We start from the raw sequence: 23,529 nt of genomic DNA, 5'->3' as shown, positions 1-23,529 counted from the left end.
GCTCGTGACTCCTCCGCTCCCTGAAGGGAGCGGCTTCTCGCTACGCCGCTTCGGCAGCGTCGCGAAGGGCAAGCCCTGCCCTGAGAATGTTGATCGCCGCGTTCACGTCGGCGTGCGCGGTGTGCCCGCACGCCGTACAGGCGAACTCGGCCTGGGCGAGGCGGTTGTCCTTCGCGCAGTGCCCGCACCGCGAGCAGATGCGGGAGGTGTTGGCGGGGTTGACTGCGATCAGCTCGCGACCGGCGCTTTCAGCCTTGTCCGCGAGCACACGCAGGAACACCCCCCACCCCGCGTCCAGGATGCTCCGGTTCAGCCCCGACTTGGCCGCCACGTTCCGCCCTGGAGCCTCGATCGTGCCGGACGCGGACCGGGTCATGTTCGCGATCCGCAGGTCCTCATGCACGATCACGTCATACGCCCGGACCAGGGCCAGCGCCGCCTTGTGCGCGGTATCACGACGTTGACGCCCGACCTTCGCGTGCAGCGCCGCCACCCGCGCCGCCGCCTTGAGGCGTCGTTTGGACCCCCGCTTCTTGCGGGCGAGGGCCCGCTGGGCCGCCGCGAGACGACCGGCGGAGGAGGCCAGGGGGCGCGGGTTGGCCAAAGGCTCACCGTCACTGGTCGTGATCAGCAAGGCCACGCCCATGTCGATCCCGACGGCCGCGCCGGTCGCGGGCAGCGGCTGCGCGGGCACGTCTTCGCACGACAGGATCACATACCAGCGGGAACCCTCCCGCTTGATACTGATCGTCTTCACCCGGCCCCGCACAGGGCGGTGCCGGTGCACCCGGACGTGCCCGATGCCCTGCAGGCGGACAAACGTCGCCGTGGGGTGCTCGGGTTGGGAGTTCCACCGGCAGCCGTCCCCGTCTTTCGGCCAGGTCACGGTGTCGAACCAGCCGCGCCCCTTGAACCGGGGGAACCCGGGCACGCGTCCCTGACGAACCCGGGCGAAGAACTCACGGAACGCCGTGTCCAACCGGCGCAAGGTGGCCTGCTGGGAGGAGAACGACCACCGGCCCTGACCGGCGGGGTCATCGGCACGGATGTGCTTCAACTCCGCGGACTGGTCACCGTAGCGAACGGTTACGCCCGCCTTTCGGTAGGCGGTCCGCCGGTGCTCAAGGGCGGCGTTGTAGAGGACCCGGTGATCCTCAAGGCAGGCGGCGAGCGCGGCGGCCTGCTTACCGGTGGGGCGCAGCAGGAACGTGAACGACCGGCGCACACCCACCCCCCACGTTCATTCCACGCTCAGTAATCAGATCACCACGCTATTGGAAGGCGCCGACAAAACCCGGAGACAGCACGCGCGGAATCGCCGGTCAGCCGAAACAGGCCGCCGATCAGCTCCCCAAGGCCGGCCTTCACCCGGCCGCCCAGAACGGGACGGCGGTACTTCGGGCACCACACCACGCGGTGCCCGAGGTCATATGCACCGGGGTAGGCGCGCACCCGAGGAGTCACATGATCACCATGAAAGCACCGCCCATCCAATCCACCAGTCAAAGGAACTCGCCATGAGCCCGGACAGAAAACCAATCAGGGACGGCATTCCCCCATCGCCTGAAGGCGACGGTCCCCTGCCGAGGTTCTGATGGTGGACGCGGGGGCCGCCCGCGGCGCGTCCGGCGCCGTGGAGAAGTCGTACCTGATTCTCGGCGCACTGCCCGCGCAGGGCTGGATCGGCGCCGCCGAGGTGGCCCGGCGCACCGGACTGCCCCGGTCGACGGTCCATCGCATCCTCGGGCTGCTCGCCGACCTGCGGCTGGCCGACCGGCACCTGAACGGTTACCGGCTCGGTGAGCGCATGCGCGACCTCGCCGTCCAGGCGTCCGGGATACGCCCGTCCGCGCTGCGCGACCGGCTGCTGCCGTACCTGCTCGACCTGTACCGCGTGACGAACCACGCGGTGCTGCTCGGCGTGCCCGGAGACGGCGGCGTCCTGTGCCTGGAACGTCTGCACGGCCACCACGGCGTGCACCTGCCGATCACGGTGGGGTCGGTCACCCCTCCCGGCAGCACGGCGATGGGCAGGGTGCTGCTCGCCTTCGCCGACGGCCCGCTCATGGCCGGGCCCGACGGGCTCAGGCAGGACCTCGGCCGGGTGCGCAGGACGGGCATCGCCGTGGAGGTGGGCGGCCGCCGTCCGGGCGTCACCAGCCTCGCCGTGCCGGTGTGGGGACCGGGACGACGCGTCGCCGCGGCCATATCGGTGGCCGGGCCCGCCGGCGGCCTCGACGTCTCCGCCGTCTCCGGGGTGCTGCGCCGCGTGGGGCACGCGGCGTCGCAGGCCGTCGCCCGGTGGCCCGAGGCCCGCGCCGCCGGGTAGGCGGTGCCGGGTCGTCGCGTCACCGGACGACGACCTCCGGGCCGGTGGTCTCGTCGTCGTCGAGGTCGACGTCGACGCCCATCTCCTCGGCGATGCGCAGGGCCTCCTCGACCAGGGTCTCGACGATCCGCGACTCGGGCACGGTCTTGACGACCTCGCCCTTGACGAAGATCTGGCCCTTGCCGTTGCCGGAGGCGACACCGAGGTCGGCCTCCCTGGCCTCGCCCGGGCCGTTGACCACACAGCCCATCACGGCCACCCGCAGCGGCACCTTCAGCCCCGCGAGGCCGGCCTGCACCTGCTCGGCCAGGGTGTACACATCCACCTGCGCCCGCCCGCAGGAAGGACACGAGACGATCTCCAGGCCCCGCTCACGCAACCCCAGCGACTCCAGGATCTGGGCGCCGACCTTGACCTCCTCCACCGGAGGCGCCGACAGCGACACCCGGATCGTGTCACCGATGCCCTCGGCCAGCAGCGCGCCGAACGCCACCGCCGACTTGATCGTGCCCTGGAACGCCGGCCCCGCCTCGGTCACCCCCAGATGCAGCGGATAGTCGCAGCGCCGGGCCAGCAGCCGGTAGGCCTGGATCATCACGACCGGGTCGTTGTGCTTGACCGAGATCTTGATGTCGCGGAAGCCGTGCTCCTCGAACAACGAGCACTCCCACAACGCCGACTCCACCAGCGCCTCGGGGGTGGCCTTGCCGTACTTCTGCAGCAGCCGCGGGTCGAGCGAGCCGGCGTTGACGCCGATCCTGATCGGCACCCCGGCGTCGGAGGCCGCGCGGGCGATCTCGCCGACCTTGTCGTCGAACTTCTTGATGTTTCCGGGGTTCACCCGCACGGCCGCGCATCCGGCGTCGATCGCCGCGAAGACGTATTTGGGCTGGAAATGGATGTCGGCGATCACGGGGATCTGCGACTTCCTCGCGATGGCCGGCAGCGCGTCGGCGTCGTCCTGGGACGGCACGGCGACACGCACGATCTGACAGCCCGCCGCGGTCAGCTCGGCGATCTGCTGCAGGGTGGCGTTCACGTCGGCGGTCAGCGTGGTCGTCATGGACTGCACCGAGACCGGCGCGTCCCCGCCGACGGGAACCGAGCCGACCATGATCTGACGTGACACCCGCCGCTTGGCGATCGGCCGGGGCCGCACGACGGGAATCCCCAGGGATACGGCGGTCATGTCCTCACCTGCCCTTCGCCAGCGTCACCAGCCCCGCCGGGGCCTCCGGAGCCCGGCCGAGGGCGCCCAGGACGGCGTCCACCAGCGCGCCGGGGCGCAGGCCCGCCTCGTCGAGCACCTCCGGCCGCGACCCGTGATCCAGGAACCTCGGCGGCACGCCGATCTCGCGTACCGGCACGTCGGCCCCGGCGTCCCGCAGCGCCTGCGCGAACGCCGACCCGGCGCCCGCCGCCCTGCTGTTGTCCTCGGCGGTCACGACCAGCCGGTGCCGGGCCGCCAAATCCACCAGCGCCGGGTCGACCGGCTTCACCCAGCGCGGGTCGGCCACGGTCACCCCCAGCCCGGCCTCGGCCAGCCGCTCGGCCGCGCTCAGGCAGACCGGGGCCATCGCGCCGACCGACACGATCAGGACGTCCTCCCGGTGGCCGCGCCGCAGCAGGTCGGCGCCGCCCACCCGTCCGATGGCCGGCAGGTCCGGGGGCAGTGCCCCCTTGGGGAACCGCACCACGGTCGGCCCGTCCGGCACCGCGAGCGCCTCGCGCAACTCGGCGCGCAGGGTGGCGCCGTCGCGCGGCGCGGCCACCCGCAGGCCGGGCACGACCTGGAGGATCGACAGGTCCCAGACCCCGTTGTGGCTCGGGCCGTCCTCGCCCGTCACCCCCGCTCGGTCGAGCACCAGCGTCATCGGGGCCCGGTGCAGCGCCGCGTCCAGCAGGACCTGGTCGAACGCCCGGTTGAGGAAGGTCGCGTAGACCGCCACCACCGGGTGGAGCCCCGCCATGCTCATGCCGACGGCGGAGGCCACCGCGTGCTGCTCGGCGATCCCCACGTCGAACGCCCGCCCCGGGTAGGCGGCGGCGAACCGGCCGAGGCCGACCGGCTCCATCATGGCCGCGCTGATCGCCACCACGTCGGGCCGGTCGGCGCCCACCCGCACCATCTCCTCGGCGAACAGCGACGTCCAGGAGCGGGAACGCGGCTTCGGCCGTCCCGTCGCCGGGTCGATCGCGCCGATGCCGTGGAAACGGTCGGCCTCGTCACGCTCGGCGGGCGGATACCCGGCCCCCTTGCGGGTCACGCAGTGGACCACCACCGGCCCGCCGGCCTCCCCGGCCTCGCGCAACGCCCGCTCCAGCGCGCCGAGGTCGTGGCCGTCGACGGGGCCGACGACGCGCAGGCCGAGGTGCTCGAACACCCGCGGCGCCCGTCGCTCCGCCCGCGCGGCCGCCAGGTGGCAGGCCAGGCCGCCCACGGTCGGCGCGTACGACCGGCCGTTGTCGTTGAGGACGACGACGAGGCGGCGGCGTGAGGCGGCGACGGCGTTGAGCGCCTCCCACGACAGGCCGCCGGTCAGCGCCCCGTCGCCCACCACGGCCACCACCGTGCGGTCGTGGTCGCCCCGCAGGTCGTACGCCTTGGCGAGGCCGTCGGCGTAGCTCAGCGCGGTCGAGGCGTGCGAGTTCTCGATCAGGTCGTGCGGGGACTCCTCCCGGGAGGGGTAGCCGGACAGCCCGCCGCGGCGGCGCAGCCGGTCGAACCCCGCGGCCCGGCCGGTGAGCATCTTGTGGACGTACGCCTGGTGGCCCGTGTCGAACAGGATCCGGTCACGCGGGGAGTCGAACACCCGGTGGACGGCCAGGGTCAGCTCGACGACTCCGAGGTTGGGGCCGAGATGCCCGCCCGTCCTGGACACCCGGTCGACGAGCAGCGCACGGATCTCCGCGGCGAGGGTCCGCATCTGGTCCAGGGTCAGGCCGCGCAGGTCGCGGGGCTCCCGTATCAGTTCCAGAAGGGTCATGGCGTGTATGAAAGACGCTCGCCGCGATGCCGGGCCAGATCGCTGTCCTGCCGCACGGGACGACGCCGTCCGCGGGCGAGGCCGTCGCGGCGACGCCGGGCCGGGCCGCTGTCCTGCCGCACGGGACGCCTCCCTGTTCTCAGGACGAATCGGTGCCTACCGTACGAACCATCCCGACCAAGAAAGGTGCCTTTCATGACGCCTGCCGACGTCCTCGTGGCCGACTCGCTCGAGTCCGCGGACCTGATCGCGGCCGAACTGCGCCGCGCCGGTCTGGTGGTCGGCACGCCGTCCGGAGCCCTCCCCGGCGGGGTGCGGGCCGTCTCCCCGCACGCGGAGGCCGCCGTCGCCGAGGTGCTCGGCCGGTGGCGGGCCGCGCGGCGCCCCCGGACGGTGCTGCTCGCCCAGCCGCAGTCGTTCTGCGCCGGCGTCGAGCGGGCCGTGCAGATCGTGGAGGCCGCGCTGGCCCGGTATCCGCACCCGGTGTACGTGCGCAAGCAGATCGTGCACAACACCCACGTCGTACGGGACCTGGCGGAGCGGGGCGCGGTGTTCGTCGACGACCTCGACGAGGTGCCGGAGGGCGCCCTCGTGGTCTTCTCGGCGCACGGGGTGTCCCCGGCGGTGCGCGCGCAGGCGCGGCGGCGCGGGCTGCGGGTGATCGACGCGACCTGCCCGCTGGTGACCAAGGTGCACGCGGAGGTGCGCAGGTTCGCCGCCCGGGGGGACGACATCGTGCTCATCGGGCACGCGGGCCACGAGGAGAGCGAGGGGACCCTGGGGGAGGCGCCCGGCCGGACGACGCTCGTGCGGACGGTGGACGACGTGGCCCGCCTCCCGGCGTACGAGGGCGGGACGGCCTACGTCATGCAGACGACGCTCGCGGTGGACGAGGCCGCCGAGGTCGTCGCCGCGCTGCGGGAGCGGTTCCCCGGGATCAAGGGGCCGGGAAGCGACGACATCTGCTACGCGACGACCAACCGGCAGGAGGCCGTGCGCGCGGTCGCCGCCGAGTCGGACCTGCTGTTCGTGATCGGCTCGCCCAACTCCTCCAACTCCCTGCGGCTGGCGGAGCTGTCGGAGCGTGCGGGCACGCCGACCCGGTTCGTGGAGGACGTCGGCGACGTCCGGCTCGCCGACCTCGCCGAGGCGGCCAGGATCGGCCTGACGGCCGGCGCCTCCGCCCCGCCGGCGCTCGTGGACGGCGTCATCCGCAACCTGCGCGGTCTCGGCCCCGTCGAGGTGGTGGAGCGGCGGGTCGCGGTCGAGACGACGACGTTCAACCTGCCCAAGGAACTGGCCGCGCGATGAACCGGCTCCCGCCGGGTCCCTCAGCACACGACCCGGCGTGGGCCCCGCGAATGAGGATGGTGCCCAGTGACCCAGGACACGCTCGTGCCCCTGCTGGTGCGCAGGGACTGCTTCGGTCCCGACGCCCGGCTCGCCCGGCGGCGCAGCCGGGAACCGGTGGCCCCGATCACGCTGCCGTGGGGGGAGACCGCCTGGCTCGTCACCCGCTACGAGGACGTGCGGGCCGTGATGGGCGACTCCGCCCGCTTCGCCAACGGCCACCCGCTCACCACCCGCGAGGACCGGTCCGGCTCGGTCTCCTCGGCCGGTTCGGGCCTGCTCGGCGCGTACGACCCGCCCGAGCACACCGTGCTGCGCCGCATGCTCAGCCCCGAGTTCACGGTCAAGCGGCTGCGGCGGCTCCGGCCGCGCATCGAGGAGATCGTGGCGGACCACCTGGACGCGATGGAGCGGTCGGGCCCTCCGGCCGACCTCGTCGAGGCCTTCTCGCTGCCCATCCCGTCCCTGGTCATCTGCGAGCTGCTGGGAGTGCCGTACGGGGACAGGGCCGGCTTCCAGCGGCGCAGCGCCCGGCGGCTCGACATGTCCCTCGGCGTGGAGGAGCGGATCGCGGCGGTCGAGGAGTCGCGGGCGTACATGGCCGGCCTGGTGGAGCGGGAGCGGTCCGCGCCGGGCGAGGGGCTGATCGGCATGCTCGTGCGCGAGCACGGCGACACCCTCTCCGACCGGGAGCTGACCGGGGTGTGCGACCTGCTGCTGCTCGCCGGGCACGAGACCACGGCCAACATGCTCTCCCTCGGCGTGCTGCTGCTCCTGCTGCGCCCGGACCAGGCCGCGCTCATGCGCGACGACGATCACGTCGACGGCGGCGTCGAGGAGCTGCTGCGCTACCTGTCCGTGGTGCACGCGGGCCTGCCCAGGATCGCCCAGGTCGACGTGGTCCTCGGCGGCCGCGAGATCAAGGCGGGGGACCTGGTGGTGTGCTCGCTGCCCACGGCCAACCGTGACGAGCGCCTCGGGCCCGGCCTGGACCGCTTCGACGTCACCAGGAAGGCGCCGGGGCACCTCGCCTTCGGGCACGGCATCCACCACTGTCTCGGTGCGCCGCTCGCCCGGATCGAGATGCGGATCGCCTATCCCGCGCTGCTGCGCCGCCTCCCCGGCCTGCGGCTGGCCGTGCCGTACGCGGAGGTGCCGTTCCGGTCGTCCTCGGCCGTGTTCGGCCTGGACGCGCTGCCCGTGACCTGGTGAGCGGGCCTGGTGAGCGGGCCTGTTGAACGGGGGCCGGTGAGCGGGCCTGGTGAGCGGCCCGGTGAAGAGGGACAGATGCGCACGAATTTGTGTGAAAGGAAACGATGACCCGCGAACTGCATCTCAACGTCAACCTGCTCGGCGGGCTCGGGTCGCACCCGGGCGCCTGGCGCTGGCCGGCGGCGTCGCCGCTGTCGTTCATCCAGGTGGACGAGTATGTCACCGCGGCCCGCGTGGCCGAGCGCGGCCTGCTGGACGCCGTCTTCCTCGCCGACTCCCCGGGCGTGGTGCAGAACCTCGCCGCCGGGCCGCCGTACAACGGCCTCGAACCGACGCTGATCCTCACCACGATCGCCCGGGCCACCGAGCGGATCGGGCTGATCGGCACGGCGTCCACCAGCTACAACGAGCCCTACAACGTCGCGCGCCGGTTCCTCGCCCTCGACGTGATCAGCGGCGGCCGGGCGGCCTGGAACGCGGTGACGACCTACAACTCCAACTCCGCGCGCAACTTCGGCGCCGCCGAGCCCACCCGTGAGGAGCGGTACGCCAGGGGCAACGAGTTCGTCGACGTCGTACGGGCACTGTGGCGCAGCTGGGGTCCCGGGGCGGTGGTGGCCGACGTGGCCGAGGGCCGGTTCGCCGATCTGTCCCGCGTCGAGCCGATCGCCCATCGGGGCGAGCACTTCACCGTGCACGGCCCGCTGACGCTGCCGCCCTCCCCGCAGGGTTACCCCGTGATCTTCCAGGCGGGCGGCGCGGCCGAGGGCAGGCACCTGGCCGCCCGGACGGCCGACGCCGTGTTCTCCGCCCCGGGCGACCTGGCGAACGCCCGCGAGGCGGCCCGGGAGCTGCGGGAGCTCACCGCCGAGTACGGCCGCGATCCGGCCGCGATCCGGATCCTTCCCGGACTGCGGATCACACTTGGCGGCACCGAGCGCGAGGCGTACGAGCGGCGGGAGCGGCTCGACGCGCTCACCGACCTGTCGGGGCCGGTGTCCTATCTCGCGCTGACGCTGGGCGTCCCGCCGGACGCGCTCGAACTCGACCGGCCGGTGCCGCCGGAGCTGCTGGCGGGCCTGCCGCCGGACTCCCCGGACTCCCCGGACTCGGGCCGGGCCGAGGACGTGGCCCGCCGCCTCGCCCGGACCGGTCTCACCGTCCGGCAGTTGCTCGGCCGGGGCGTCGGCACGGGAAACGTCGAGGTCGTCGGCACCCCCGAGCAGGTGGCCGGTCTCATCCGGCGCTGGTTCGAGTCCGGGGCGGTGGACGGGTTCAACCTCATGCCGGACGTGCTGGCCGACGGGCTGCCCGCGTTCGTCGACCACGTCGTGCCGATCCTCCAGCGGGGCGGCCTGTTCCGCACGGAGTACCGCGGCGCGACGCTGCGCGAGCACTACGGCCTGCCGGTTTCCGTCCCGGCCGGGGCGGAGGGCCGCTGATCCCCGGGGAGTGCATTCACCGGCGCTGGGAATTCACCGGCGCTGAGAATTCGCCGGGATGACCGGCGTCGGCGGGCCCGCACGCGGTTGTGCGTGAGGTGCGGCGCCATCCGGGAGGCGGGCGGGCGGGTGCTTTAATCGGGGGATGCTCCCCGGAACGGCGGGGGACCGCCTCCCGGCCGACGTGACGCCGCCCGGCTCCGGCCGCTCCCTCATCGAGGAGCCGCCGCCCGGCTCCGGCGGCTCCCGGGCCGACGTGCCGCATGCCGGATCCGGTCGCTCCCGGGCCGATGTGAAACCCGGTGCCGGGAGCGCCCGGCGGATGCGGGCCGACGCCCGGCGCAACCGGCAGGTGCTGCTCGACGCCGCCATCGAGGCGTTCGCCGAGCACGGCGCGGACGCACCGCTGGACGGCATCGCCAAGCGCGCCGGGGTGGCGAACGCCACGCTCTACCGCCACTTCCCCACTCGTGAGGCGCTGCTGGAGGAGGTGCTGGGCGAGCGGATCGGCCAGCTGGTGGAGGGGGAGCCGGCCCTGGTCTCCCGCGAGAGGCCGGCGGACGCCCTGGCCGCCTGGCTGGGGGAGTTCGTCGCGTACACGAGGACCTACCAGGGGCTGCCCGCGTCGGTGCTGGCCACGCTGCGGGGCGAACCGGGCTCCCCGTTGTACGGCTCGTGCGCCACGCTCCTCGGCGTAGCAGCCCGGCTGCTTGAGCGGGCCCAGAGCGCGGGAGAGGTGCGGTGCGACGTCGACGCGGTCGACCTGCTGACCCAGGCGACCGGCATCGCCTGGGCGACCGAGCGCGGTCCCCGCGACGCCACCCGCGCCGACCGGCTCCTCACCGTGCTCATGGACGGTCTGCGGGCAACCGCAGCCCGGAACGCGACGCCTCCTCGATGAGGCGGACGAGACGGTGGTAGCGCACCGCCGTCTCGAAACTCGGGTGGGCGTCGCGGCCCTCCGCGATCGCCCGCCCGACCTCGAGATACAGGGCCGCGACGTTGGCCGGCGGCCCTGCGGGCACGTCCGGGGGCGCCGCGCGGAGGCGTGACGGCACCGGAACCTCCTCCTCCGCCCCGTCGTGCCGGGCCACACGGACCGCCCAGTCGGCGATCTGCATCGAGCCGCCGCGCTGGACCGGCGTCACGGTCATCGCCCCCTCGCTTCCGGCGATCCTCATCAGGAAGCCGGCCGCCGCGGGCGGGGTGCCGCCCTGCACGGCGACCGAGGCGACGACGCCGCCGTCGAGGCGCCCGTGCTGTCCGAGGCGCCCGTGCTGTCCAAGGAACCCGTGCCGTCCGAGGAACCCGTGCAGCACGACCTGGTTCACCATGCCCACGGGGATGGTCTCGCCGGTCTCCTCCACCACCGCGGTGCCGCCCGCGCAGGCCGCGATCGCGGACAGCTCGGACGGCTCGCCGACGGCGGTCGCCAGCACGGACAGGATGTGGGCGGCCGAGACGCTGAGCAGGCTCACCCCGGCGGCGGGGTCGGCGGCCCAGACCGCGGACCGGGGGATCCGGCCGCTGCCGAGCCCGCCGGCGGCGGAGAAGACGACGCTGACGGCCCACACCTCGCCGATGCGGCCGCCGTCGAGCAGCTCGCGCACGTGCCGGGCGCCGGGGGAGTGCAGACCCTGCAGCCCGACGGCGTGGACCACCCCGGCCCGCTTCGCGAGGGCGGCCAGCTCGGTCGCCTCGCCGAGGCCGGTGCCGAGCGGCCACTCCGACAGAACGTGCTTGCCCGCGCCGAGCGCGGCCCTGATCAGCTCCGCGTGGCCGGGCACCTTGACGGCGACCACCACCAGGTCGACGTCCGGGTGCGCGACGAGCTCCGCGGCCGTCAGCGCGTGCCGGGCGCCGTAGACCCGGGCGGCCTCACGGGCGCTCGCGGGGTTGGAGGTGGCGACGGCGGTCAGCGTGAACCCGGGGAGGCGGGCGAGGGCGGGCAGGTGGGCCGCGGCGGCCCAGCCGCGCGAGGGTGAGGCCCCGACGACGCCGACGCGGATGGGTCCGGTCATGTACGCCCCAATCGGTTGATTAGCGGGGAGTGTCCCCGTTATCGTAACGAGAAAGCGGGGACATTCCCCGCTTTCTTGTCGCCTAAAAACCTAGTCAAGTAGTAGATAAAGAAGGAAATTGGAGCCGCCCGATGCCCCTGAAGGTGACGACCTGCGGCGCGGTCTGCGCCGTCCTCCTCGTCGCGGCCTGCGGGTCCGGCGCGTCCGCCGGGAATCCGGCGAGGGCCGGCGGGTCCGGACAGCCGAAGCCCGGCGGCCGGCTGACGGCGGCGCTGTCGTCCGCGCCCGACTGTCTCGATCCCCAGCAGGCGGGGAGCAGCACCACGATCACGGTGACCCGGCAGCTGGTCGACTCGCTGACCGACCAGGACCCGGCCACCGGCGAGATCGTGCCCTGGCTCGCCGAGTCCTGGAAGGCCGAGTCCGGCGCCCGCCGCTTCACCTTCACTCTCAAGGACGGCGTCACCTTCAGCGACGGCACCCCGCTGGACGCGCAGGCGGTGAAGGACAACTTCGACCACCTGGTGAAGCTCGGCGCGCGGGCCGTGCAGGCGTCGACCTACCTGTCGGGCTACCGGCGCAGCGTGGCCGTGGACGCCAGGACCGTGCGGGTCGAGTTCGACCACCCCAACGCCCCGTTCCTGTACGGCACCTCCACCACGAGCCTCGGCATCGTGGGAAAGGCGACGCTGGCCAAGCCGGCGGCCGACCGGTGCGCCTCGGGGGTCGTCGGCTCCGGCCCGTTCGTGCTCGACCACTACACGCCCAACCAGGAGGTGGTGGAGCGGCGCAGGGACGGCTACACCTGGGGCTCCGCCCTCGCCCCCAACAAGGGCGCCGCCTACCTCGACCAGGTCGTGTTCCAGGTCGTCCCGGAGGAGAGCGTACGGGTCGGCCGGCTGCGCTCCGGCCAGGCCGACGTCGTCTCGCTGCTCCAGCCGCAGGCCGCCCCGCAGCTGCGCCAGGAGGGGCTCGCGCTGGAGACGCGCTCCCCGGCGGGCCTGGTCTACAGCCTCAACGTGAACGTCTCCCGGCCGCTGACGGCCGACCCCGCCGTGCGGCGGGCGATCCAGAAGGCCGTCGACCGGCGGCAGATCGTCACCACCCTGTACGGGTCGGTCTACCGGCCCGCCACCAGCGTCCTCGCCGGCTCCACTCCGGGATACACCGACCTCGGCGCGGACCTCGCCGCCGACCCGGCCGGGGCCGGGCGCCTGCTCGACGGCGCCGGCTGGAAGACGGGTGCGGACGGCGTGCGGGTCAAGGACGGCAGGAGGCTCAGCCTCGTCCTTCGCTGGTTCTCCACCTACGCGGCGACCCAGTCGGCCCTCGAACTGGTCCAGCAGCAGCTCAAGGCCGTCGGCGTCGACGTCGTGCTGAAGCAGACACCGGTCTCCCAGGCCCTGCAGGCGTTCAAGGACGGCGACTACGACCTCATCCTCGGCGACGCGCCCAGCGCCGACCCCGACATCCTCCGGCGCTACTACACGGCCCGGGGCCTCAACGCCGTACGGCTGCCGGGCGGGCCGCTGCAGACCGCCCTCGACGGCCAGGCCGCCGAGAGCGACACCGGCAAACGGGCCGCACAGGTGGCCGCGGCACAGACCCTGCTCGTGCGCGACGCCTACGCCATCCCGCTGTTCGAGGGCAGCGTCATCGTCGGCGTGGGCGCACGTGCCCACGGAGTGCGCTTCGACTCCGCCGCCCGCCTGCAGTTCCACGACGCGTGGGTCTCCTGACATGACCCGCCGCGACATGGCGCGTTACCTCGCGCGGCGGCTGGCACAGGCGGCGCTGGTGCTGTGGGCGGCGTTCACGCTCTCCTTCATCGTGCTCTACCTGCTGCCCGGCGACCCAATCGAGATCATGACCGGGGGCGGGGCGTCGGGCGACGCCGTGGACCCCGCGCAGATCGCCGCGCTCCGGCACGAGTACGGCTTCGACCGGCCCCTGGCGGTCCAGTACCTCGACCGCCTGGCGGCCGCGCTGCACGGCGACTTCGGCCGGTCGGTGACGAGCGGCGTCCCGGTGCTCGGGCTGATCCGCACCGGCCTGCCCGCCACGCTCACGCTGACCGGCCTCGCCGTCGCGCTGGCGGTCCCGGCCGGTGCCGGGCTCGCCCTGCTCGCCACCTACACGCGGACGCCCCGGCTGCGGCGGCTGCTGCTGTCGCTGCCGTCCCTCGGCGTCGCCCTGCCGACGTTCTGGGTCGGGCTCGTGCTGCTCCAGGTCGTGTCGTTCAGGCTGCGGCTGCTGCCCTCCGCCGGCGACGCCGGCCCGGCCGCCCAGGTGCTGCCCGCCGTCACGCTCGCCGTGCCCGCCGCCGCGGCGCTCGCCCAGGTGCTCGCCCGCGGGCTCGACAACGTCCTGCGCGACCCGTACGTGGAGACCGCGCACGCCAAGGGGGCCGGGCGGCTGCGCGTTCACCTGCGGCACGTCGCGCCCAACGCCGTGATCCCCGCACTGACGCTGCTCGGCCTCGTGATCGGGGAGCTGATGACCAACGCCGTGGTCGTGGAGACCGTCTTCTCCCGCGACGGCCTCGGCAGGATCACCGCGACGGCGGTCGGCGCGGAGGACATCCCCGTCGTGCAGGGCGTCGTGGTCGTGAGCGCCGTCGTCATCGTGCTGGTCAACCTGCTCGTCGATCTCGCGTACCCGCTGCTCGACCCGCGCATCGTCCTCGGCGGGCGGGCCTCGTGACGGGCCTGGTGACGGGTCTGGCGGCCGAGGCGCCGCTGACGGCCGGGCCGGGCAGGCGGGCGCTCGGGGCCGCCCGCCTGCTGCTTTCCCGCCCGGGGCTGATCCTGTCGGTCGTGGTCGTCCTGCTGGCCCTGACGGCCGCGTTCCTCCCCGGACTGTTCACCTCGGGCGACCCGCTCGCCGCGGCGCCCGCGCGGAGCCTGCTGCCGCCCGGTCCCGGGCATCCGTTCGGCACCGACCAGCTGGGACGCGACCTTTTCACCCGCGTCGTGTACGGCGCCGGGCCGTCCCTGAAGGTCACCGTCGTCGCGGTGGCGGCCGGGGTCGTGCTTGGCGGCCTGCTCGGGCTGGTCGCGGGCCTCGCGGTGCGGTGGCTCGACGACGTGATCGCGCGCGTGATCGAGGTGCTGCTCGCCGTGCCGTCGCTGCTGCTGTCCCTCACGCTGGTGACCGCGCTCGGGTCCGGCACCGTCAACGTGGCGCTCGCGGTCGGTCTCGCCAACGTCGCGGGCTTCGCCCGCATCATGCGCGCGGAGGTGCTGCGGGTGCGCACATCGGCCTATGTCGAGGCGGCCGAGGCGTTCGGCGCCCGCCGGCACTCGGTGCTGCTGCGCCACGTCCTGCCCAACGCGTACGGGCCCCTGCTGGCCGTGGCGACGCTCAGCACGGGCACGGCCGTGCTCGCGGTCGCGGCGCTCGGCTTCCTCGGGTACGGCGCGGCTCCGCCCGCGCCCGAGTGGGGCGCGCTCGTGGCCCAGGGCCGCGACTACCTGTCGAGCGCGTGGTGGCTGACGACCATGCCCGGCCTGACGGTCGCGGCCGTGGCGCTCGCCGTCAACCGCATCGCCAGGGCCGAGGGCGAATGGGCGGGGCTGCGTTGACCGGAGGAGGGGTGACCGGGATGGAGGTGTCCGGGATGGGGGTGACCGGGGCGGCGGTGACCGGGCTGCTCGACGCCGCGGGCGTCCGGGTCTCGTACGGCGGCCGGCCCGCCCTGCGGGGGATCGACCTGACCGTCGGCCGCGGCGAGGTGGTCGCCGTGGTGGGGGAGTCGGGGTCGGGGAAGTCGACCTTCGCGCACGCCGTCGTGGGGCTGCTGCCGCCGGGCGGCCGGATCGACGGCGGCACGCTGCGGTTCGACGGGCAGGAGCTCACCGCGCTCGGGCCGAGAGGCATGCGTGCGCTGCGCGGGCGGGACATCGCGCTGGTGCCGCAGGACCCGATGGTGTCGCTGAACCCGGTGCAGCGGGTCGGCACGCAGGTCGCGGAGGTGCTCGTCGTGCACGGGCTGGCCGGCCGCGGCGCCGCCCGCCTCGCCGCCGTCGAGCTGCTGGCCCAGGCAGGCCTGCCGGACCCGGCCGTGCGCGCCCGGCAGTACCCCCACGAGCTGTCGGGCGGCATGCGGCAGCGGGTGCTCATCGCGATCGCGCTGGCCGCCCGGCCGAGACTGCTGATCGCCGACGAGCCGACCAGCGCGCTCGACGCGACGGTGCAGCGGCAGATCCTCGACCACCTCGACACGCTCACCCGGGAGCTCGGCACCGCGGTGCTGCTGATCACCCACGATCTCGGCGTGGCCGCCGAACGCGCCTCCCGGGTCGTGGTGATGTCACAGGGCCGGGTGGTGGAGACCGGCGCCGCCCGCGAGATCCTGGAGTCGCCGCGGCACGACTACACCCGCGCCCTGGTCGCGGCGGCGCCCGGCCTGCGCCCGCGCCGCCTCGTCACGCGGGACAGGGAACCGCACACGCCACCGCCCGATCTGCTCGTCGCCGAGGGGCTGGTCAAGGACTTCCCGCTGCCGCGCGCCTCGGCCGGGCCGCGCACCGTCCGCGCCGTCGACCGGGTGAGCTTCACCGTCCCGGCCGGCCGTACGGTCGCCCTGGTGGGCGAGTCGGGGTCGGGCAAGTCGACCACGGCCCGGCTGGTCACCCGCCTGGCCGAGCCCACCGCGGGACGGGTGCTGTTCGAGGGCGAGGACCTCACCGCGCTCGGCCGCCGGGAGCTGCGGCCGTTCCGGCGCAGGATGGCGCTCGTCCACCAGAACCCGTACGCCTCGCTCGACCCGCGCTTCACCGCCGCCGAGATCGTGGCGGAGCCGCTGCGGATCTTCGGCGTGGGCGGGCGGCGCTCCCGGAGGGAGCGGGCACGGGAACTGCTGGCCAGGGTCGCGTTGCCGCCCGCCCTGCACGACCGCCGTCCGGCCCGTCTGTCGGGCGGGCAGCGGCAGCGGGTGGCCATCGCCAGGGCGCTCGCGCTCGAACCCGCCCTCGTGGTCTGCGACGAGCCGGTCTCCGGACTCGACGTGTCGGTGCAGGCCCAGGTGCTGGAGCTGCTGGCCGCCCTCCAAGCCGAGCTGAACGTGTCGTACCTGTTCATCTCGCACGACCTGGCCGTCGTCCGGCAGATCGCCGACCACGTGGTGGTGATGAAGGACGGCACGGTGGCCGAGGCGGGCGAGGCCGGGCGGCTGTTCGCCGAGCCGCGCCACGACTACACGCGGGCCCTGCTGGCCGCCGTTCCGGGCCTGCGGGCACGGCCCGTGGCACCCGCCGGGGACACGGCCCGGGGCGCGGACCGGGTCGCGGACCGGGCCCGGGCCGAGGACGTGGACCACGCCGGGGAAAGGACGCCGTCATGAGCGCCAGCGAGCTGCACCTCAACGTCAACCTGCTCGGCGGCCTCGGCGCCCATCCGGCCGCCTGGCGGCACCCGGGGGCCGACGCGCGGGCTGCAGGGGCTCGGCATGAAGCTGCGCGTGGACCCGGCGCTCCTCGATCCCGACCGGCCGGTGCCGGCCGGGGCTGCTGCCGCCGCCCCGGCCCGGCGCCCACCGCGCCGACGCCCGTCGGGCTCATCCGGGGCCGGGCCGGACAGCCTGCCGCGCCGCACCCGATCGCACCCGGCCGGGCAGTCCCAGGCGGGCCCGGAGCGTGGGGTGGGTGTACTCCTTCCGGAAGAGGCCGCGCTCCCGCAGGATCGGCACCACCAGCGAGGTGAAGTTCTCCAGGTCGACGGCGGTGCCGGCCGGCATGATCGTGAAGCCGTCCGCCGTGCCCGCCTCGAACCACGACTGCAGGTCGACGGCGACCTGCTCGGCCGAGCCCGCGAGCAGCCGGTGCCCGGACCCGCCGGCGCTGCGCTGGACCAGCTCACGGGGAGTGCGCGGGCCCTCCGCGAGCAGCGCCCGGGTGGACGCGCCGAAACCGGCGGAGAAGGCGCCGTCGGGCCCGGCGCCGGGAAGGTCCGCGGCGGTGATCGGGTCGTCCGGGCCGAACGCGCCGTCGGGCAGGCCAAGGTCGCGGACGAGCGCCTTCGTCAGCCGCTCGATCGGCAGCGTCGCGTACAGCTCGCGCTCCCGGCGCCGGGCCTCCTCCTCGGTCGCGGCGACGAGCACCATCACGCCGAGGGAGACCTTCACGTCGCCTCGCCCTCGTGGCCGATCCGGTGGATGCGGGAGGGGTCGGCGTACCGGCCGCTCTCCTTGTCCGCGACGATCGCGTCCGGCTCCCAGCCGTCCCACAGCCGGGTCACCACCTCCAGGAACTCGTGCGCCCGGCGATAACGCGCCGCTTTGCCGGGGTGCTCGGCCAGGCCGAAGGTGGCCGCCGCGCGGGGCGTGCCGGTGGTGACGATGTTGACGGCCGCGCGGCCGTTCGTGACGTGGTCGAGCGACTGGAACCGCCGGGTCCCCTCGGCGGCCCGCGCCAGCCGCCGGAAGTGGCCGATGTCCAGGTGGGCCAGCGGGTCGGCGTGCGGCAACCGCCAGGCGTGCCGGAAATGGCCGGGCGTCATCAGCGACAGGACGAGATGCATTGCGGTCACGGCGTCCCACTCGGCACCGCGACGGGTTGCCGGGCGGGACGCCAGCCGAGCAGGGGCGCCAGCTCCCGGGCCCCGGCGGTGAGCAGCCGGACGTGTTCGTCGAACGCGGGCACGCCGGGGACGAAGCTCACCAGCAGATCGGTGACCTGCCGCAGCGCCGGGTCGGCGGCCAGCTCGGCGGCGAGCGCCTCCGGCGGCCCGAGCAGGGCGTGGTCGGCCTCCAGGTACTCCTCGACGCCGAGGTCGGCCACCTCGCGCCGGGAGGACAGCCAGCTCTGCCAGCGGCGCACGCCGGGCGTGACCAGACGCACGGCCTCCGCCCTGTCGGGGTGGGGATAGACGGCCCGGGAGACCTGCACCCGCGGTTCGGGCTCACGGCCGGGTCCGGGCCGTGCGGCTCTCCGGCCCGCCGCGTGGGCCTCCTCGTGGGCGGCACGGTAGGCCGCGATCCACTCGGCCTGCTGCCGCTGCGCCTCGCGCACGGTGCCGCCACGCCAGCCGGTGGCGCGGGACAGCTGCAGCCCGTCACCGGCGCGGCCCGCGGCGGCCGCCGCCGCGTGCGCCAGCTCCGGGTCACCGGTGGTGGCCTGCCACAGACGCCGCCGCAGGCCGGCCGCGGGCGGGTGGAGCACCTCGCCCAGGCTGTTCAGCGCCGCCCCCTCCAGCACCTCGTGCAGCCGCGCGACGGAGGCGTCGAAGAGCCGGTGCCGGTCGGCCAGGTCCTTTCCGAACGCCTCCCAGGCCCCGGGGAAGGGGCCGGAACCCACCCCCAGTTCGAGACGGCCGCCGCTGAGCTCGTCGAGGGTCGCCGCGTCCTCCGCGGTCTTGAGCGGGTCCTCCAGCGGAAGCACCAGCACGCCGGTGCCCAGCCGGATCCGGGTGGTGTGCGCGGCGATCGCGGCGAGCACGACCAGGGGCGCGGAGACGTGCTCGTTGCCCTGCCGGAAGTGCCGCTGGATCACCCATCCCGAGTCGTAGCCCAGCTCCTCGGCGGCCACGAACAGGTCGACCGCCTCCCGGTAGGCCCTGCCCGGCGGCAGGTCTCCGTCGAGGTGCAGCAGGAAACCCAGGCGGAAGGGCCGGCCGTCCTCGACGCCGGCCCCGATCGTCGTGGTGAGGTCGGTCATGTCAGAGCCTCAGTCCGGTTCCGTGCACGCCGTGCTCGTCGATCAGCGCCAGCTCCTCCTCCGTCAGCGGCGGAAAGCCGAGCGCCTTGACGTTGTGGTCCAGCTGCGCCGTCGAGCTGGCCCCGATGATCGCCGAGGTCACCTGCGGCTGCCGCAGCACCCACTGCAGCGCCAGCTGCGCGAGCGACTGGCCGCGCCCCTGGGCGATCCGGTTGAGCTCGCCGGCCCGCCGCCGGTAGGTGTCGTCGATCACGTCCGGTGACAGGAACGTGCTGTTGCCCGCCCGCGCGCCCGCCGGGATGCCGGCGAGGTACTTGTCCGTGAGCAGCCCCTGTGCCAGCGGCGAGTAGACGACCAGGCCGAATCCGTCCTCCGCGGCCAGTTTGAGCAGGCCGCCGGTCTCGGGCCGGCGGTCGAAGATCGAGTAGCGGGGCTGGTGGACCAGCAGCGGCACCCCCGCCTGGCGCAGCAGTTCGGCCGCCTCGTGGGCGCGCTCGGGCGGGTAGTTGGAGATTCCGGCGTAGAGCGCCTTGCCCTGCCGTACGGCGCTGACGAGGGCGCCGACGGTCTCCTCCAGCGGCGTGGCCGGGTCGGGGCTGTGGCTGTAGAAGATGTCGACGTAGTCGGTGCCCAGGTCGCGCAGGCTGTGCTCCAGGGAGGTGAGCAGCGACTTGCGCGAGCCGCCCTTGAGGTAGGGGCTGGGGCCGATCGGGTTGCCCGCCTTGGTCGACAGGATCAGCTCGTCGCGGTACGGCGCGAGGTCCCGCCTGAGCACCGTACCGAAGAACTTCTGCGCGGCGCGGTGCGGCGGGCCGTACCTGTCGGCGTTGTCGAAGTGGGTGATGCCCAGGTCGAAGGCGTGCAGGACGATCTCGCGCTGCGTCTCGTACGGGTGGTCGGTGCCGAAGTTCTGCCACAGGCCGAAGGAGATGGCCGGCAGGTCGAGACCGGAGTCGCCGGCACGCCGGTATTCCAGCTTCTCGTAGCGGTCCTCGGCCGCCGCGTAGGTCGTGTCGTAGGCGCCGTAGCTCATGGATGTCCTCTTCGTCAGGCGTTGTCGGTGTGGGCGCGGCGCAGCGCGGCCGGCTGCAGGGACGGGGTGTCGCGGCCGGTGTCGCGCTCGATGAAGTGGGTGCCCGGGTCGACGATCTCGTCGATGCGGTCGAGGACGTCCTCGCTCAGCTCGACGGTGGCCGCCTTCAGGTAGGCGTCCAGGTGCTCGATCGTGCGCGGGCCGATGATCACACTGCTGACCGCCGGGTGGTTGAGCGCGAACGCCAGGGCCAGGTCGACCAGCGTGAGGCCGTTGTCCTCCGCGAGCCGGGCCAGCGCGTCGGCGGCGGCGAGCTTGCGCCGGTTGCGTTCGAGGGTGATGTCGAACCGGCCGGGGATGAGCTCGGCGCGCGCCGACTCCGGCTGCTCGCCGCCGACGCGGTACCTGCCGGACAGCCAGCCGGCGGCCAGCGGACCGTAGGCGAGAACGCCGACGCCGTACTTCCGCGTGACGGGGAAGACCTCCCGTTCGGCGCTGCGGACGAGCAGGGAGTACGGCAGTTGCTCGGTGTGCGGGGCGACGAGCCCGTGCCTGTCGGCCAGCCACTGCGCCTCGACGAGTTGGTGCGCGGGGAAGACCGAGGTGCCGTAGTAGAGGATCTTGCCCTGACGGATCAGGTCGTCGAGCGTCCGCAGCGTCTCCAGCAGGTCGGTGTGCGGGTCGGGCCGATGCGCCTGGTAGAGGTCGATGCGGTCGGTGCCGAGCCGGCGCAGGCTGTCCTCCACGGCGCGGACGATCCAGCGGCGCGAGTTGCCGGCGTGCCGGGGGTCGTCCCCGATCTGCCCGTGGAACTTGGTGGCCAGGAAGACGTCGTCGCGACGGCCCTTGATCGCCCTGCCGACGATCTCCTCCGACACGCCCTGGCTGTAGACGTCGGCGGTGTCGACGGCCGTGACGCCGGCGTCGAGGGCGGCCCGGATGATCCGGATGCTCTCGCCCTCCTCCTGCCATCGGCCGAAGTTCATCGTGCCGAGCGTGAGCGGGCTGACCAGGACGCCGGTGCGGCCGAGCGTCCGGTTGACCTTGCTGGTCATGGTTTCCTCTCGTGTTCGAAGGGCCCTGTGTTCGAAAGCCCCGTGTCGTGAAGAGCCCGAGGTCAGAAGAGCCCGCTCGTCGGCGGGTCCTCCCCGGTGAGGTGGTAGGCGCCCGCGACGGCCGCCTTCCACTGGCGCGGGTTGTGGTTGGCGACCGTGCGGGCGTTGCGCCAGTGCCGGTCGAAGCCGAGGTCGCGGTTGGTGATCGAGCCGCCCGCGACGTCGAAGAGCAGCTCGGCGGCGCGCAGTGCGGACTCGATGGCGATCACACCGGTCTGCGCCACGGTGACCGAGGCCTCCGCGCCGGCCGCGCGGGCCCGTGAGCCGGTCAGGCCGCGCACGCTCTGCACCGCTTCGGCGGCGAACAGCACCGCCGACCGGGCGGCCTGGGCCCGGGCCGCGATCTCGCCCACGGTCTGGCGGACGTAGGGGTCGTCGACGCTTCTGGCCGCCGTGCTGTGCTTGATCGGCCGGGCCTTCTCCCGCACGAACCAGACCGCGTCGTCGAGCGCCGCGGCGGCGATGCCCGCCTCGACCGCCGCCAGGTAGAGCTGGGCGAACGCGCCCAGCCAGGGGTTGTCGAGCAGGGCGACGTCGCGGACCGTGACCTCGTCCTCGCGGACCCGCACGTTCACCAGCCGGGTGGTGCCGCTCGCGGTCAGCCGCTGGCCCACCGCGTCGAAGTCGTCGAGCCGCTCCACCCCGTCGCGGTCCACCGGCACCGTGAAACTCAGCACGGTCTCGTCCTCGTCCTTGGCGAGTCCGGAGAACCACGAGGCGTACAGCCCGCCCGTGGAGTAGTATTTCTCGCCGTTGACGACGTATCCGTCGCCGTCACGCCGGATGGTGGTGCCGACCGACCCGCTGGCGCCGCCGCTGCGCTCGTTGGCGGTGCCCGCGAACAGGTCGCCGTCGCGCAGGCGCCGCAGGGTCACCGCCCGGTTGGGCAGGTCGCGCCGGCTCGCCACATGGTTGGCGGTGAGAAAGCTGCTGCGCAGCGCCTGGGCCACATTGGAATCGGCCCGCGCGATGGCGACGACCAGGTCGGCCACGTCCCGCACCGTGCCGCCGGCGCCGCCGTCCTCCACGCCGACGCCGATCAGGGTGATCCGCTCGGCGGCGAGCGCCCGGACGTCGTCGAACGCGTACGCGCGGGTGAGCTCGCGCTCGCGGGCGCCCGCACGCAGCCGCCGCAGGATGGGAGAGACGGCGGCGCGGATGCCGTCCACGGTGTAACCGTCACGGTGGTCGCCGTCACGGGTGCCGGTGGCGGGGTGGTCGCCGGCATGGCCGGGGGAGACCTCCGCGACGGTCCCCGCGACCGTCCCCGCGATGGTGCTCGCCGTGCCGGGCTGTGCTGTCTCGATCCTGCCGGTTCCGGCCTGCCGGGGGGTCACGCCGCCACCGCCGAAAGTTCGGGCAGGCCCAGCGCGGCCCTCAGGGTGAGCGGGCGCGCGGCGGGGGACGGCGGACCGGCGGCGTCCGTCAGCCGCGGCGGCAACGCCCGGAGCGCGGCGATCACCGCGTCGGCGCCGCCCGTGGGCGCCAGCTCGAACCCGTCCAGACGGTGCTCGCCCGCCCAGGCGCGGAGCCCGTCACCGAGAGCCGCGGCGGCCGGGGAGCTCGCCACGTCGTCCGGGGCGACCTCGACCCGGCCGAGCAGCGCGACCTCCTTCCGGGACCGGCCGGCTCGTCGCAGCGCCTCCGTCAGCGCGGCGTCCGCGCCGGCGGCCCGCTCCCGGTCCACCACGACGACGTCCGCGGACCGCGCGACCGCCGTCACGCCGAGGGGGCCCCCGAAGTCGGCGAGGTCGGCGACGACGACCGGGCGTCCCTGCGCCGACGAAGGCCCGTCCAGCGGGCCGGCGACCCGGTAGAAGGCGCCCTCGTGGTCGATCGCCCTGATGAGCGCGTCGTCCACGACGACGCCGGCCTCCTGGTCGCCGATCAGCGCCGCGCGCGGGAACGACTCCCACAGCCGGGTCAGCACCTGGGCGTACTCCGCCCAGCGCCGGACGGGATCGGCGGCGCCGGGGTGCGGGGCCGTGGCCTGGCTCACCTCGTCGCCGTCGCCCGCCCGCAGCGCGACGCCGGCCCGGCCGCCCGTCGCCCGGTCGAGGGAGAGCACGCGGCGTGCCGCGTTGTACGGCGCGTTGCGCGTCGTCGGGACCTCGGCGACGTAGCCGACGCGGTCGTGGCGGCCGGCGAGGTAGGCGCCCACCACGGTCGGGTCGAGGACGTGCCCCGCGGCCACGCCGTCGAGCAGCCTGATCGCCGCGACTGCGGCCTCTTCGGCCGCCGCCGCGATGACGACGGCGTCGGCGAGCGACACCGGCGCCGGCCCTTCGGCCGGCCGGTCCACCGGTTCCCCGACCGCGAGAGCGAGCTGGATGACTGTACTCATGAGAAGATCACTTTCGGTTGTGGGACGGATCGCCGCGGGCC

At 74.3% G+C, this 23,529-nt stretch carries 20 protein-coding genes; 9 read left to right on the top strand and 11 right to left on the bottom strand.

Annotation, left to right across the window (positions count from 1 at the left end; all coding sequences use genetic code 11):
- Positions 1-40: 40 nt before the first annotated feature.
- The gene (locus tag ACQPZZ_RS26435; protein WP_432923358.1) at positions 41-1,231 is read right to left on the bottom strand and encodes an RNA-guided endonuclease InsQ/TnpB family protein; all 1,191 of its coding nucleotides are present in this window, start codon (positions 1,229-1,231) and stop codon (positions 41-43) included.
- A 363-nt stretch (positions 1,232-1,594) separates the two neighbouring features.
- On the opposite strand from ACQPZZ_RS26435, the gene ACQPZZ_RS26430 reads away from it, so the two are divergent.
- Complete coding sequence (locus ACQPZZ_RS26430) at positions 1,595-2,329, top strand: IclR family transcriptional regulator (RefSeq protein ID WP_432923355.1); 735 nt, start codon at positions 1,595-1,597, stop codon at positions 2,327-2,329.
- Between the two features lie 19 nt (positions 2,330-2,348).
- Here the strand turns inward: ACQPZZ_RS26430 and ispG are convergent, their stop codons facing one another.
- Together ispG and ACQPZZ_RS26420 are read right to left on the bottom strand one after the other, a co-directional pair.
- Positions 2,349-3,518 (bottom strand): flavodoxin-dependent (E)-4-hydroxy-3-methylbut-2-enyl-diphosphate synthase, encoded by a 1,170-nt coding sequence (gene ispG / locus ACQPZZ_RS26425; protein ID WP_432923352.1) that lies wholly within the window; start codon positions 3,516-3,518, stop codon positions 2,349-2,351.
- Between the two features lie 4 nt (positions 3,519-3,522).
- A complete protein-coding gene (locus tag ACQPZZ_RS26420) occupies positions 3,523-5,316 on the bottom strand; it encodes a 1-deoxy-D-xylulose-5-phosphate synthase (RefSeq protein ID WP_432923349.1) in 1,794 nt (597 codons plus the stop codon).
- A gap of 393 nt (positions 5,317-5,709) precedes the next feature.
- On the opposite strand from ACQPZZ_RS26420, the gene ispH reads away from it, so the two are divergent.
- The 4 genes from ispH (at position 5,710) to ACQPZZ_RS26400 (ending at position 10,221) form a co-directional block, all read left to right on the top strand.
- Complete coding sequence (gene ispH, locus ACQPZZ_RS26415; RefSeq protein ID WP_432934555.1) at positions 5,710-6,627, top strand: 4-hydroxy-3-methylbut-2-enyl diphosphate reductase; 918 nt, start codon at positions 5,710-5,712, stop codon at positions 6,625-6,627.
- Between the two features lie 66 nt (positions 6,628-6,693).
- Positions 6,694-7,878 carry a cytochrome P450 gene (locus ACQPZZ_RS26410; protein WP_432923346.1) on the top strand — a complete coding sequence of 395 codons (1,185 nt, stop codon included), beginning with the start codon at positions 6,694-6,696 and terminating at the stop codon, positions 7,876-7,878.
- 104 nt (positions 7,879-7,982) lie between these two features.
- Positions 7,983-9,320, top strand: coding sequence for an NtaA/DmoA family FMN-dependent monooxygenase (locus tag ACQPZZ_RS26405; RefSeq protein ID WP_432923343.1), 1,338 nt, complete (start codon positions 7,983-7,985; stop codon positions 9,318-9,320).
- A 145-nt stretch (positions 9,321-9,465) separates the two neighbouring features.
- On the top strand, positions 9,466-10,221 hold the full coding sequence (locus ACQPZZ_RS26400) for a TetR/AcrR family transcriptional regulator (protein ID WP_432923340.1): 756 nt from the start codon (positions 9,466-9,468) through the stop codon (positions 10,219-10,221).
- Here the strand turns inward: ACQPZZ_RS26400 and ACQPZZ_RS26395 are convergent.
- A complete protein-coding gene (locus tag ACQPZZ_RS26395; protein WP_432923337.1) occupies positions 10,169-11,341 on the bottom strand; it encodes a Gfo/Idh/MocA family protein in 1,173 nt (390 codons plus the stop codon). The two genes, ACQPZZ_RS26400 and ACQPZZ_RS26395, sit on opposite strands and share 53 nt — an antisense overlap.
- A 131-nt stretch (positions 11,342-11,472) precedes the next feature.
- On the opposite strand from ACQPZZ_RS26395, the gene ACQPZZ_RS26390 reads away from it, so the two are divergent.
- From ACQPZZ_RS26390 to ACQPZZ_RS26375, 4 genes are read left to right on the top strand one after another with little or no spacing between them, the layout of a single operon-like run.
- Positions 11,473-13,080, top strand: a complete 1,608-nt coding sequence (locus ACQPZZ_RS26390) for an ABC transporter substrate-binding protein (RefSeq protein ID WP_432923334.1) — start codon at positions 11,473-11,475, stop codon at positions 13,078-13,080.
- A 1-nt stretch (position 13,081) separates the two neighbouring features.
- Positions 13,082-14,044 (top strand): ABC transporter permease, encoded by a 963-nt coding sequence (locus ACQPZZ_RS26385; protein ID WP_363639863.1) that lies wholly within the window; start codon positions 13,082-13,084, stop codon positions 14,042-14,044.
- The gene (locus ACQPZZ_RS26380) at positions 14,041-14,925 is read left to right on the top strand and encodes an ABC transporter permease (protein ID WP_432923331.1); all 885 of its coding nucleotides are present in this window, start codon (positions 14,041-14,043) and stop codon (positions 14,923-14,925) included. The genes ACQPZZ_RS26385 and ACQPZZ_RS26380 overlap by 4 nt, the downstream gene beginning before the upstream one ends.
- A gap of 20 nt (positions 14,926-14,945) precedes the next feature.
- Entirely contained in the window at positions 14,946-16,685 is a 1,740-nt protein-coding gene (locus ACQPZZ_RS26375) for a dipeptide ABC transporter ATP-binding protein (RefSeq protein ID WP_432934553.1), read from the top strand.
- Between the two features lie 213 nt (positions 16,686-16,898).
- Here ACQPZZ_RS26375 and ACQPZZ_RS26370 read toward each other — a convergent pair whose 3' ends face one another.
- The 7 genes from ACQPZZ_RS26370 to ACQPZZ_RS26340 all read right to left on the bottom strand — a co-directional run bounded on the left by ACQPZZ_RS26370 (position 16,899) and on the right by ACQPZZ_RS26340 (position 23,488).
- Positions 16,899-17,465, bottom strand: a complete 567-nt coding sequence (locus ACQPZZ_RS26370; protein WP_432923328.1) for an LLM class flavin-dependent oxidoreductase — start codon at positions 17,463-17,465, stop codon at positions 16,899-16,901.
- Positions 17,462-17,860 carry an LLM class flavin-dependent oxidoreductase gene (locus ACQPZZ_RS26365; RefSeq protein ID WP_432934551.1) on the bottom strand — a complete coding sequence of 133 codons (399 nt, stop codon included), beginning with the start codon at positions 17,858-17,860 and terminating at the stop codon, positions 17,462-17,464. The genes ACQPZZ_RS26370 and ACQPZZ_RS26365 overlap by 4 nt, the downstream gene beginning before the upstream one ends.
- Positions 17,861-17,865: 5 nt before the next feature.
- Positions 17,866-18,996 (bottom strand): LLM class flavin-dependent oxidoreductase, encoded by a 1,131-nt coding sequence (locus tag ACQPZZ_RS26360; protein WP_432923326.1) that lies wholly within the window; start codon positions 18,994-18,996, stop codon positions 17,866-17,868.
- Position 18,997: 1 nt separating this feature from the next.
- Positions 18,998-20,029 carry an aldo/keto reductase gene (locus tag ACQPZZ_RS26355; RefSeq protein ID WP_432923323.1) on the bottom strand — a complete coding sequence of 344 codons (1,032 nt, stop codon included), beginning with the start codon at positions 20,027-20,029 and terminating at the stop codon, positions 18,998-19,000.
- A 14-nt stretch (positions 20,030-20,043) separates the two neighbouring features.
- Positions 20,044-21,084, bottom strand: coding sequence for an aldo/keto reductase (locus tag ACQPZZ_RS26350; protein WP_432923320.1), 1,041 nt, complete (start codon positions 21,082-21,084; stop codon positions 20,044-20,046).
- 62 nt (positions 21,085-21,146) lie between these two features.
- Entirely contained in the window at positions 21,147-22,481 is a 1,335-nt protein-coding gene (locus tag ACQPZZ_RS26345; RefSeq protein ID WP_432923317.1) for an acyl-CoA dehydrogenase family protein, read from the bottom strand.
- Positions 22,478-23,488, bottom strand: a complete 1,011-nt coding sequence (locus ACQPZZ_RS26340) for an LLM class flavin-dependent oxidoreductase (RefSeq protein ID WP_432923314.1) — start codon at positions 23,486-23,488, stop codon at positions 22,478-22,480. The genes ACQPZZ_RS26345 and ACQPZZ_RS26340 overlap by 4 nt, the downstream gene beginning before the upstream one ends.
- Between the last annotated feature and the right edge of the window lie 41 nt (positions 23,489-23,529).

The organism is Microbispora sp. CA-135349, from assembly GCF_050947365.1.
Taxonomy (GTDB): Bacteria; Actinomycetota; Actinomycetes; order Streptosporangiales; family Streptosporangiaceae; genus Microbispora.
The sequence above is the reverse complement of the archived record's forward strand: the minus strand, read 5'-3'. Positions and strand labels throughout refer to the sequence as shown.